This is a genomic window from Pseudomonas sp. ACN8 (genome assembly GCF_002303925.1).
Lineage (GTDB): Bacteria > Pseudomonadota > Gammaproteobacteria > Pseudomonadales > Pseudomonadaceae > Aquipseudomonas.
In genome coordinates, this window is sequence record NZ_MRCS01000086.1 from 1 (window position 1) to 10377 (window position 10377).

Annotated in this window: 13 protein-coding genes and 2 pseudogenes; 8 read left to right on the top strand and 7 right to left on the bottom strand. The window is 58.6% G+C overall.

Going from position 1 to position 10377, the window contains the following annotated elements:
- The 4 genes and pseudogenes from BSF44_RS28425 to BSF44_RS28440 all read left to right on the top strand — a co-directional run.
- Nucleotides 1–172, top strand: a pseudogene (locus BSF44_RS28425) (ammonium transporter); the annotation flags it as partial.
- Between the two features lie 104 nt (nt 173–276).
- Nucleotides 277–513: a glutaredoxin family protein gene (locus BSF44_RS28430; protein ID WP_095946325.1), complete on the top strand. Its 237-nt coding sequence runs from the start codon at nt 277–279 to the stop codon at nt 511–513.
- Nucleotides 514–685: 172 nt separating this feature from the next.
- Nucleotides 686–1003, top strand: coding sequence for a transcriptional regulator (locus BSF44_RS28435; RefSeq protein ID WP_095946326.1), 318 nt, complete (start codon nt 686–688; stop codon nt 1001–1003).
- A gap of 126 nt (nt 1004–1129) precedes the next feature.
- Complete coding sequence (locus BSF44_RS28440) at nt 1130–2020, top strand: pseudouridine synthase (protein WP_095946327.1); 891 nt, start codon at nt 1130–1132, stop codon at nt 2018–2020.
- A gap of 84 nt (nt 2021–2104) precedes the next feature.
- On the opposite strand, the gene BSF44_RS28445 is transcribed toward BSF44_RS28440, so the two are convergent.
- Both BSF44_RS28445 and mobA read right to left on the bottom strand, forming a co-directional pair.
- A complete protein-coding gene (locus BSF44_RS28445; protein WP_007994800.1) occupies nt 2105–2326 on the bottom strand; it encodes a YgdI/YgdR family lipoprotein in 222 nt (73 codons plus the stop codon).
- A gap of 77 nt (nt 2327–2403) precedes the next feature.
- Nucleotides 2404–3006 carry a molybdenum cofactor guanylyltransferase MobA gene (gene mobA, locus BSF44_RS28450; RefSeq protein WP_095946328.1) on the bottom strand — a complete coding sequence of 201 codons (603 nt, stop codon included), beginning with the start codon at nt 3004–3006 and terminating at the stop codon, nt 2404–2406.
- An 81-nt stretch (nt 3007–3087) separates the two neighbouring features.
- On the opposite strand from mobA, the gene moaB reads away from it, so the two are divergent.
- Nucleotides 3088–3627 (top strand): molybdenum cofactor biosynthesis protein B, encoded by a 540-nt coding sequence (gene moaB / locus BSF44_RS28455; RefSeq protein WP_095946329.1) that lies wholly within the window; start codon nt 3088–3090, stop codon nt 3625–3627.
- Nucleotides 3611–4837 (top strand): gephyrin-like molybdotransferase Glp, encoded by a 1227-nt coding sequence (gene glp / locus BSF44_RS28460; protein WP_095946330.1) that lies wholly within the window; start codon nt 3611–3613, stop codon nt 4835–4837. The genes moaB and glp overlap by 17 nt, the downstream gene beginning before the upstream one ends.
- Before the next feature lie 64 nt (nt 4838–4901).
- Here the strand turns inward: glp and BSF44_RS30905 are convergent, their stop codons facing one another.
- Nucleotides 4902–5216 carry a hypothetical protein gene (locus tag BSF44_RS30905; protein ID WP_224790035.1) on the bottom strand — a complete coding sequence of 105 codons (315 nt, stop codon included), beginning with the start codon at nt 5214–5216 and terminating at the stop codon, nt 4902–4904.
- Between the two features lie 208 nt (nt 5217–5424).
- Between BSF44_RS30905 and yegS the strand changes: the two genes are divergently transcribed.
- Entirely contained in the window at nt 5425–6342 is a 918-nt protein-coding gene (gene yegS / locus BSF44_RS28470) for a lipid kinase YegS (protein ID WP_095946331.1), read from the top strand.
- Here yegS and BSF44_RS28475 read toward each other — a convergent pair.
- The 3 genes from BSF44_RS28475 to BSF44_RS28485 all read right to left on the bottom strand — a co-directional run bounded on the left by BSF44_RS28475 (nt 6326) and on the right by BSF44_RS28485 (nt 8632).
- Nucleotides 6326–6985 carry a response regulator transcription factor gene (locus tag BSF44_RS28475; protein ID WP_095946332.1) on the bottom strand — a complete coding sequence of 220 codons (660 nt, stop codon included), beginning with the start codon at nt 6983–6985 and terminating at the stop codon, nt 6326–6328. The two genes, yegS and BSF44_RS28475, sit on opposite strands and share 17 nt — an antisense overlap.
- Nucleotides 6982–7875, bottom strand: a complete 894-nt coding sequence (locus BSF44_RS28480) for a sensor histidine kinase (RefSeq protein WP_095946333.1) — start codon at nt 7873–7875, stop codon at nt 6982–6984. The genes BSF44_RS28475 and BSF44_RS28480 overlap by 4 nt, the downstream gene beginning before the upstream one ends.
- Nucleotides 7876–8161: 286 nt before the next feature.
- Entirely contained in the window at nt 8162–8632 is a 471-nt protein-coding gene (locus BSF44_RS28485) for a hypothetical protein (RefSeq protein WP_095946334.1), read from the bottom strand.
- Nucleotides 8633–9095: 463 nt separating this feature from the next.
- On the opposite strand from BSF44_RS28485, the gene BSF44_RS28490 reads away from it, so the two are divergent.
- Nucleotides 9096–10031: a chemotaxis protein CheV gene (locus tag BSF44_RS28490; protein ID WP_095946335.1), complete on the top strand. Its 936-nt coding sequence runs from the start codon at nt 9096–9098 to the stop codon at nt 10029–10031.
- 197 nt (nt 10032–10228) lie between these two features.
- Here the strand turns inward: BSF44_RS28490 and BSF44_RS28495 are convergent.
- Nucleotides 10229–10377 (bottom strand): annotated as a pseudogene (locus BSF44_RS28495) (MOSC N-terminal beta barrel domain-containing protein); the annotation flags it as partial.

Genomic DNA, 10377 nt, shown 5'->3' on the forward strand with positions numbered 1-10377 from the left:
CCTGATCAGCCAGTTGATCGGCACTGCGCTGGGCATCACTGTGGCACTGGCCGGCGGGTTTGCGGTGTACGGCGTGATCAAGGCGTTGCATGGATTGCGCCTGAGCCAGGAAGAGGAGTACTACGGCGCGGACCTGTCGATCCACAAGATCGGTGCCGTGAGCCAGGACTGATTCGGGGCTCTTTATTTACGGTGGCATCAGGTAGGGGCCTCAATGGCTCGACGGTTTTTCGGGGCAGGCCTAGAATGGTCACTTCATTTTCTGGTTGAGCGCTCATGCTTCCCGAATGTCAGCTGTTCGGCACCCTTGGATGCCATCTCTGTGAAGTAGCCGAAGCCATGTTGATGGAGTTCGTCGAGCGCGGTCTGCTGGTGGAGCTGGTGGACATCGCCGACGATGAATCATGGTTCGCAGCCTACAGCCTGCGGATTCCGGTGTTGCGGCGAGTCGATACCGGCGCTGAACTGGGCTGGCCGTTCAGTGCCGATCAGGTGGTGGCGTTCCTGCGTTGAGCGGTTCTTGCGCTGGCGGCATGTCCCGCCTGTCGAACTTTGCGATCGATCCCCTTGGCTTATTCGGCGTTGATCGGATACTGTATGTGCATACAGTTATTCGCGGTGCCTGCCTTGCCGTTCCTGATTTTTGGGAGTGAGCAGGCAAGCCCGGGCGTCAGAGGGATGAATAGTGGTCAATGTCGAACAGTTGAAGAACAGCGTGAACCGGATGTCCGCGGACGTCGTACGCGAGGCTGTCCTTGAGTTGCGTCTGGATGGTCTGGTGACCGAGGGGAAAACGCCCTTCAACAAAACGCATTTCAATACCTGTTTCGCAGAAATCGAAGCCTTGTTTCAACGCGCGGGTTATCACCGGCAACTCGATGTCGTGGGTTATCAGGGATTGTTGTACGCCCTGTATGACCCCGCTCGCTGGGAGGCGGTCGATGTACTGCGCTGGCTCAAGGAGTACACCGAAGCGGCGGCGCGCGCACAGATCCCGGCTTGAGGAATCTTCTTTAGGGGGCGTTCTCAATAGGTTTTCATGCGGGGAAAACTTATTGAGAACGCCCCCTAGGTTCATTCCCCTTGCTGTTGGATAATGCCAGCCTGCACTGAGGGTTAGAGCTTTCGTATGTCCACTTCTTCTTTTTCCGCGGCACACAGTCAGGCCAGCACGCTCTACTTGCCGCCTGGCCCGTGGCAGACTGTTGTCGATTGCCTGTGTGAGCATTTCAGCGCCATCGGTCGTGAACAATGGCTGGACAGGATTGCCCGTGGCCGGGTCCTCGACGGGCAGGGCATGCCGATTGCCCTCGATCTGGCCTACAGGGAAGGTTTGCGGATTCATTATTTTCGCGAAGTGCCGGATGAAAAGCCGATCCCGGTGATCGAGTCGATTCTGTACGCGGACGAGCATCTGGTGGTGGCCGACAAGCCACATTTCCTGCCCGTGACGCCGGCTGGCGAATACGTCGAACAGACGCTGCTGCGACGCTTGATTCGGCGCCTGGACAATCCGCACCTGGTGCCATTGCATCGCATTGACCGGCACACCGCAGGGCTGGTGCTGTTTTCTGCCAATCCGCAGAGCCGTTCGGCTTATCAGTCGTTGTTTCCAACCCGGCAAATCGAAAAACGCTACGAGGCCATCGCAAAGGCGTTACCCGACCTGGCTTTTCCGTTGGTTCATAAGAGCCGACTGGTCGATGGGGAGCCGTTCTTCCGCATGCAGGAAGGTCCGGGAGCCAGCAACACCGAGACGGCGGTTGAAGTCAGGGAGAAACAGGGGGATCTCTGGCGTTATGGTCTTTACCCGGTGACAGGCAAGAAACATCAGCTACGGGTACATATGGCGGCGTTGGGCGCCGGTATCTGCAACGACCCGTTTTACCCCGATGTGCTCAAGGATGCGCAGGATGACTACGCCAACCCTTTGAAATTGCTGGCTCAGGGGCTGAAGTTTATCGATCCGGTCACCGGCCAGGCGCGTGAGTTCGAGAGTGAAATCACCCTGCAATGGTGATCAGGAAGCGACTCTGAAGCGCTGTTCTCCAGGCATGAAAAAGCCCGCATCAAGCGGGCTTTTCTGTATCCGGCGGGTTCAGGATTACAACTCCTTGACGGTCCGAACCTGGTCTTTGTTGATGCGGGTCTGTTTGCCGTCGAGCTGTTCGAATTCGTAGAAACCGGAATCCTTGTCGAATTGTGGCGTGTCGACGGCCTGGATTTCTCGACCGTCATTCAAGGTGATCACTGTAGGCGACGCGCAACCGGCGAGGGTGGCAAGGCCCAGTGCGAGCATGAAAGTGGCGAGGGTCCGTTGAGTCATGAGTTGTGTCTCCGAAAAAGAATTCTTTGGTTGCTGAACTTGAGACGTGCACCGTCCACGCAAGTTCCTGATCAATATCAGTCTGACACAGTGTCATGACCGCTTAAAAGTTCCGGCGTGTTGAGATTTGCCAGCCGAGGGTCGTTGTCCGGGCATTGCAGCGCTGTCGCGCCGAGCTTGCGCATCAACCGGCCAGGGCTGCGCTCACCCTCGTTCCAGGCATTCTCAAATACTGCCCTGTGTAGCACGGGAATCACACACAACAACGGCTCCCAGTGGCCATCATGCCGCACCATCAACGGCTTGTCCGGATGCAGGTTGGCGGCCTCGCGCATCGTGCCGATCAGCGCAGCATCAATACCCGGAACGTCACACGGCATGACCAGCAGGTGGCTATGGCGAGCAGCTTTCAGGCCTGCGCGAATACCTGCCAGCGGCCCGGGGAAGTCACCTTCATCATCGTGGACCAACTGGTCGGCGTAGGGGGCGTACTTCTCAAGGTTTCGATTGCAGGAGATGATCAGGTCATCGGTCAGCGGACGGGTTTTGCGATGCAGATGCACAATCAGCGGTTCGCCGTGCCAGTCCAGCAACCCTTTGTCCCGCCCCCCCATACGTTGGCCGCGGCCGCCCGCCAGGAGCAGAATGGAGCAGGGTGGCAATTGTGAATTCGTGGTCATGGCAGGCCTCCATGGGGGCGGCGAAAAAACGGAGCGCTGTGATATAACACCGGGCTGTTTCTCCTACAACTGGACGAGCCTATGAAAGCCAAGGCTGATGTACCTTTCGCACCGCTGAATATTGCAGTGCTGACTGTCAGCGATACCCGCACACTGGAAACCGACACCTCAGGTCAGGCCTTTGTCGACGGCTTGACCGCTGCCGGTCATTACCTGGCCGCCCGGGTGTTGCTCAAAGATGACCTCTACAAAATTCGAGCGCAAGTCGCCAACTGGATCGCCGACGATGTCGTGCAGGTGGTGCTGATCACCGGCGGTACCGGGTTTACCGGGCGTGACAGCACGCCGGAAGCCGTCGGTTGCCTGCTGGACAAACAGGTCGATGGATTTGGTGAGCTGTTCCGCCAGATCTCGGTTGCCGATATCGGCAGCTCGACCGTTCAGTCTCGGGCTTTGGCCGGTCTGGCCAACGGCACGCTGGTTTGCTGCTTGCCGGGCTCGACCAATGCCGTACGCACCGCTTGGGACGGCATACTGGCCGAGCAGCTGGATTCGCGGCATCGTCCGTGCAATTTCGTGCCCCATTTGAAACAGGCTGCGCCTTGTGAATCCCGTGGGTAAGCCTGGCAAGTCTGGCAGCCTGATGCCTGTCGAGCAGGCGTTGGCGCGCTTGCTGGAAATGGCCGAGGCCTCGAGGATTGTCGAGCGTGAACGCTTGCCGTTGGCGCAGGTACAAGGGCGCGTTCTGGCTGAAGATCTGGTGTCGACGCTCGATCTGCCACCCTGGCCCAACAGCGCCATGGACGGTTATGCCTTGCGCATGGCTGACTGGACGGGAGAGCCGTTGCTGGTCAGTCAGAAGGTGTTTGCCGGTCAGGCCCCCGATCCGTTGCAGCCAGGCACCTGTGCGCGCATTTTCACCGGGGCGCCTGTTCCCGCCGGTGCCGATTGCGTCGAGATGCAGGAAAACGCCGAGGTTCAGGCCGATGAGCGAGTCCGTTTCACTCAAGCCTTGAGCCAAGGTCAGAACATTCGCCCGCAAGGCCAGGAAACCACCGTCGGCGAGTTGATTCTGCCGGCAGGTACGCGGCTGGGGCCGATCGAGCAAGGATTGGCTGCCTCCTTGGGATGTGCTGAGCTGGAAGTGGTTCGCAAGGTGCGCGTGGCGGTGCTGTCTACCGGTGACGAGTTGATTGAGCCGGGGCAGGCGCTGGGGCCAGGGCAGATCTACAACAGCAATCGGGTGTTGTTGTGTAGCTGGTTGCAGCGCTTGGGGTGTGAGGTCGTCGACGCGGGAATTCTGCCGGACAATCTGGAAACCACTCGCTCCCGATTAGGTGAGTTGAAGGATGTCGACCTGATCCTCTCGACCGGTGGCGTATCGGTGGGGGAAGCCGATTTTCTGGGCATCGCCCTGCGCGAAGAGGGCGAACTGACGCTGTGGAAACTCGCCATCAAGCCGGGTAAACCGCTGACGTTCGGGCATTTTCGCGGTGTGCCGGTGATTGGCTTGCCGGGCAATCCGGCGTCGACCCTCGTGACCTTTGCCTTGTTGACCAGACCCTATCTCTTGCGCCGTCAGGGTGTGCAAGACGTTGAGCCACTGAAGGTGCAGGTGCCGGCGGGGTTTGACTGGCGCCAGCCAGGCAATCGGCGCGAGTATTTGCGCGGACGGCTGGAAAACGGCAGGGCGACGATCTACAAGAACCAGAGTTCCGGTGTACTGCGCAGCGCTGCCTGGGCTGATGGACTGGTAGAAGTCCTGGAAGGTCGCACGCTGGCTCAGGGCGATAGCGTTTTCTTCATTCCGCTGAGCGAAGTCCTGGGCTGATAGTCTCAGTGGCTCTGTCACACAAGGCCCGGTTGATTGAGCCGGGTCCTGTGTGGGTGGCAACTCAATGCGCCAGAAGCAATGAAATGACCTGCTCGAAACGACTATTGGCGATCCAGCCAAGGAGGCCGAGGATCACGGCTGTTCCGCAGGCGGAATAGACAAGCCGGTGCTTGATGGATTTGACGTCATCCCGGGCTTCTTCCATGTCCCTGCGTATGCACTTGAGGTGTGTTTCCAGCTCGGTGACGCGAGGTTCCATATCAACTTCTCCCGTGGCTTTTGTGCTGTTGCGGCATTCAGCTCGATGGCCTGCATTTTTATTATCTGTGAGCGGCAAGACCGAAAGGGTCGGTGATGCGAGGTTTTGGCGTTGCATGGCACTTCCTTGTGATGTCCCGCTGACTCCTAAAACTCTATCAATTCAGATCTCCGGTCAATTGGGCCGATTCCTCATGTTTTGTAAGAAAATTCCTGTGGTGTGGGGGGCAAGACTTTCCGGCTGGAAATAATTCGATTTTTTGCGACTTTTACCGGAGCCTTCGCGGTCAACATCTCCCAGATGCCATTCAAAGCGGGAGTGAGTAATGAGCGATCGCAAGGCGCTATTGATTCTGCATGGCAAGCAAGCGCTCAACGAGGCGGTTCGCACCGCCGTCGAAAACCAGCGTGAGCGAGGTTGGGAGCTGGCTGTTCGATTGACCTGGGAAGCCGGCGATGCGCAGAGGCTGGTGGGCGAAGCGTTGGCGGCCGGGTATCGATACATCATTGCCGGAGGCGGCGATGGCACCTTGCGCGATATCGCCGAAGCCATGGCCGGGCATTCGAAAAAGGCCGGCCTGGTATTGATGCCGTTAGGTACCGCCAATGACTTTGCGCGTGCGGCGGGTGTGCCTCTGGAGCCTGATCAGGCGCTGGAGCTGCTTGATTGCGTGCCGACTGCCATTGATCTGGGGGAGGTTGATGGGCAGATATTCCTGAATATGGCGACCGGTGGGTTCGGCAGTCATGTCACGGCGAACACCCCGGAGGATCTGAAGAAAATCCTCGGCGGTGCGGCATACCTGTTCACCGGCTTGTCACGCTTCAATGAGCTGCATACCGCCTACGGTGAATTGCAGGGGCCGGATTTTCACTGGCGCGGCGATCTGCTGGCACTGGGCATCGGCAATGGCCGGCAGGCCGGAGGTGGGCGGGTGTTGTGCCCGCAGGCATTGGTTGATGACGGTTTGCTGGATATCAGCATCCTGCCAGCGCCGCAGGAGGTGGTCGGGACATTGAAAAACCTGCTGACCGAAGGTTTCGGCATCGACAGCCTGTTTGTCCGGGCGCGCCTGCCCTGGGTCGAGATCAAGGTTTCGGAAGGGCTGTACATCAATCTTGATGGAGAACCGCTGGAAGGGGACAACCTGCGTTTCTCGGTTCGCCCGGCGGCGTTACTCGTGCATCTGCCCGAGGGTTCGCCGCTGTTACGTGCCGGTGAAGTGCCTAGTCATCAAGGCTGATGATTTGTTCGCGCACGGCAAACAGCACGAGGCCGGCCACATCGTAGATCTGCAAGCGCTTCATGACCTGCGAACGGTGGGTTTCGACGGTCTTGACGCTCAACCCCAGGCCGTTGGCGATCTCTCGAGTGGATTTTCCGCGAACGATCAACCGCAGGATTTCCAGCTGACGTGCCGTCAGGTTGTGCGAGTCGGCAGGTTCGGGCTGGTGTTTCTGGTTTCGGGTCAGTGCCTGGTTGATCACCGTGTGGGCAATGGCCGGGCTCAGATAGCGCTCGTTGTTGCGCAAGGCCTCCAGCGCGTGTTCGAGTTCGGTCGCCGTGGTGTCCTTGAGCAGGTAGCCATGGGCTCCGGACTCCAGCGCCTGCATGATCAGGGTCGGGTCGGTGTGCATCGAGAGGATCAGCACCTTGCTCTGCGGGCGCACCCGCTTGAGCTGTTGCAAGGCTTCGAGGCCGCCGGTCTGGCGCATCGAAATATCCAGCAGGACAATATCCGGGGACAGATGCCCGACCATTTCGAGCAGCTGCGAGCCGTCACTGGCCTCACCGATGACGGCATAGCCGGGCAGATCCATTACCAGGGCGCGCACGCCAGCCCTGATCAGCGAGTGGTCATCCACCAGTAGTAAATTACAAGTCAATGCATAACCTTATTCGAACTGGCCCGTTCGAGCGCGCGGGGCGCCCAGGGGAAAAGAGCTTCGATTTGAGTGCCTTTACCCGGCTCGCTGGTCACGGTCAGTGTGCCGCCCAGTTGATCGATCCGTTCCGACATCCCGGCCATACCGCGCTGCCCTTCACGACCAGGGTCGGTTGCGGGGGCGAAGCCCTGACCATCGTCGCTGATCTGCAACTTCAGGCCTTGGGGCAGGCGCTGCAGGCACACTAGCAGGTTCTTGGCCTGGGCATGTCGCAGGATGTTGGTGACCGCTTCCTGGGTAATGCGGAAAGCTGCCACGGCCATTTCCTCCGGTATGCCGGTCAGGCGCTGCCGGCATTCCAGGCTCCAGTGCACCGGGGTGTTGGCCAAAGTCTTGAGCAGGTGCGCTCGCAGACTGGCTTCCAGCCCAAGGCTGGTCAACTGCCGGGGATTGAGAATGGCGGATACGTCACGAACTTTGGCCAGGGTTTCTTCCAGCGTGTCGCAGAGGACCGTGCATTGTCCCTGGAGCTCTTCGGGCATCCGGCGTTTGAGCCAGTCACTTTGCAGTTTGGCGGCGGTCAGCAATTGACCGATGTCGTCATGCAGTTCGCGGCTAAGCCGGTGACGTTCGTTTTCCTGGACCTGCAACAGCCGGTCGGCCAGTTCCTGGGGCTGGAATTTGATCGATTTGCGCGAGAGGCAGTACTGCGCGACAACACTGGTCAGTGCCGCAATGTTGAGCAGCAGCAATGACAGGGGCAACGGGATGGACAAGCCATAGACCAGTAGACTGCCGAGGGTCGAGCAGGCGCATAGCGACAGCGTAAATGAGCGTGCATTTTCCCGGGAGGGTGGCCACTTGGCGATTGACTTGAGGCTGGCGTGCATAGCGGATGGAGCCAATGGATGTTCGCTGCGGGCTGACCGGTCATGCTGGCTGACAGGCCCCTGTTTTTTATGTGGAGCGCCGACGAGCTCAGCTCCGAACTGCAATGAGCTGTGTCCGGCTGCATTCACACTGCCATTAATTGGCGTCAACTAACAGGCGGCATGGTAGCACTTAAGATACCGTTGGTCGCGTCCGTATATAGGTGGTCATTTGCGACATGTGCGCACTCAAGTTACAGCGCGGAATTGATAACCAGAACACGCCATATGGCATGTTTTGGCAAGTTCAGGCCTGTCGCTCCGAATAGGATACGAGGGTGAAAGGCCTGGCGTTGACCGGTGGTTGAAACCGGCTTTGCCCGACCTGAAAGGCAAAGGCTTCGATCAGGGTGACCTGCTCGCTGTCGTCGAGGCTGAGCTGTCCGGTGGTCTGGTCGATGAGTTCGAGTTGCCAGGCAATCAGGGTCAGGCAGTCTTTCAGGGCACTGAGCGCCTCGTCGTGCAGGCTCATGGTGTTCTGTGCATGATTGAGCAGGCCATGAATATGCAGAGAGAATTCAGACACGGCCGCCAACGCCAGGGTATCGGCCTTGTTGGCCAGCTTGAGCAATGTGCTGAGCATGCAGTCGATGGCGTCCTTGTCATTGCTGATCAGCTGCAGATGACTCAGGCATTCTTCGGTTTTAGCCAGGAGTTTTTCAGCCTCGACAAGAAACTCCGGGAGCCGCTGAGCCCACTCTTTACGGTCGTTCGGCATACTTATCTCCACAACGTCATGTCAAATGAGGGGATATCGTGTGTGTCGACGAGGGCGGTCGGAACCCCGGCATTGCCGAGTCGTCGGGTGAACGAACTGCGACTGGCCCGCAAGCAGGCTGGGGAACACGAGAAGGTGGTTGGCCACTGGCTTGCGATCGCACACAAAAGCCTGACTCCGTTCATGCAATGAGAATGGCGTCACATTAATGGCTATTGGATATTGCGAATATCAGGTTGCACCTGATTGTTGATAGGGGAATCCCTTACACAGGGGAACCTTTCGCGAGAACCAGGGTCGCGTGGCGAAGAAGTGCGGCAGATGTAATCACAGCGTCAGTAAAGCATGATGTTAATGTGACATCAATGGCCGGGCGTGGCATTTTAGAGAGGGTCAAGCTTCGGCAACAACAGCCGATAACCCTCCTTAAGTGAATTCATCCGAACAAGACCTGGAGTCATTGATGGCCGGCATTCTCGACACGGTAGACCAACGCACACAACTGGTGGGTGAGAATCGCCTGGAAATTCTCATGTTCCGGCTCGCCGGACGGCAATTGTTCGCGATCAACGTCTTTAAAGTACAGGAAGTCCTGCAGCTGCCAAAGTTGACGCTGATGCCGCAGCGCCATCCTTTTGTGTGCGGCGTGGTCAACCTGCGTGGCCAGACCCTGCCGGTGATCGACCTGTCCCAGGCCATTGGCATGCGTCCGTTGGTGCCGGGGCCTGGCAGCACGATTATCGTCACCGAATATAACCGTTCGGTTCAGGCCTTCCTGGTCGGCGGGGTGGACCGGATCGTCAACATGAACTGGGAAGCCATCCTGCCGCCCCCAAGCAGCGCCGGCCGCCAGCACTACCTGACAGCCATCAGCAAGGTCGATGACCAACTGGTGGAAATCATCGACGTCGAAAAGGTCCTGGCCGAAATCGTCCCGTACAACGCCAAGGTCTCCCGCGACAAGCTCGAAGATCCGGTGCTGGAACGCGCCCGTGGCCGTGAGGTGCTGCTGGTGGATGACTCAAACGTGGCCTTGACGCAATTGCGCGATACCCTGGGACAGTTGGGCGTGAAGATGCACATCGCCAGTGACGGGTTGAAGGCCTTGAACATGCTCAAGGCCTGGGCCGATACCGGCTTGGACATGACCGAAAAACTGCTGATGGTCTTCACCGATGCGGAAATGCCGGAAATGGATGGCTATCGCCTGACCACCGAGATCCGCAACGATCCGCGCCTGCGCGGCTTGTACGTGGTGCTGCACACCTCGCTGTCCGGCAGCTTCAACGACTCGATGGTGAAAAAGGTCGGCTGCGACAATTTCCTCTCCAAATTCCAGCCGGACAAACTCGTCGATGTGGTGCGCCAGCGCCTGATGCTCGACGAAGTAACGGCCTGAATAAAACAGCGGACATACTGTGGGAGCGAGCCTGCTCGCGAAGGCGGTGTGACATTTGGCCTCAATGTCGACTGATACGCACTCATCGTCGGAACGCCGCCCGGACCAAGCTCGCTCCCACAGGGATGGCGGTAAGCGATTGTCAGCCTTTGATTCGGTGATCAAGCTCGTATAGGGTGGCGTTTTTACCTGACAGGGAGCTGGCCATGTTGCGTCTGAGCGCGCTGGGTCAGGAAGCGCCCACTGGCCTCGTCCACCAGCATCCAGCGGCGATCGCCGTCCAGTCCGAGTTTATCGAGGCCGATCGCTTGCAAGGTCTCGGCCTTGGCGGACTTCAACGGATAAC

Bases quoted from the DNA above. Each gene is read 5' to 3' on its own strand.
- BSF44_RS28430 (WP_095946325.1), top strand. From the start codon at position 277: ATGCTTCCCGAATGTCAGCTGTTCGGCACCCTTGGATGCCATCTCTGT.
- BSF44_RS28440 (WP_095946327.1), top strand. From the start codon at position 1,130: ATGTCCACTTCTTCTTTTTCCGCGGCACACAGTCAGGCCAGCACGCTC.
- BSF44_RS28445 (WP_007994800.1), bottom strand. From the start codon at position 2,326: ATGACTCAACGGACCCTCGCCACTTTCATGCTCGCACTGGGCCTTGCC.
- mobA (WP_095946328.1), bottom strand. From the start codon at position 3,006: ATGACCACGAATTCACAATTGCCACCCTGCTCCATTCTGCTCCTGGCG.
- moaB (WP_095946329.1), top strand. From the start codon at position 3,088: ATGAAAGCCAAGGCTGATGTACCTTTCGCACCGCTGAATATTGCAGTG.
- BSF44_RS30905 (WP_224790035.1), bottom strand. From the start codon at position 5,216: ATGCAACGCCAAAACCTCGCATCACCGACCCTTTCGGTCTTGCCGCTC.
- yegS (WP_095946331.1), top strand. From the start codon at position 5,425: ATGAGCGATCGCAAGGCGCTATTGATTCTGCATGGCAAGCAAGCGCTC.
- BSF44_RS28480 (WP_095946333.1), bottom strand. From the start codon at position 7,875: ATGCACGCCAGCCTCAAGTCAATCGCCAAGTGGCCACCCTCCCGGGAA.
- BSF44_RS28485 (WP_095946334.1), bottom strand. From the start codon at position 8,632: ATGCCGAACGACCGTAAAGAGTGGGCTCAGCGGCTCCCGGAGTTTCTT.
- BSF44_RS28490 (WP_095946335.1), top strand. From the start codon at position 9,096: ATGGCCGGCATTCTCGACACGGTAGACCAACGCACACAACTGGTGGGT.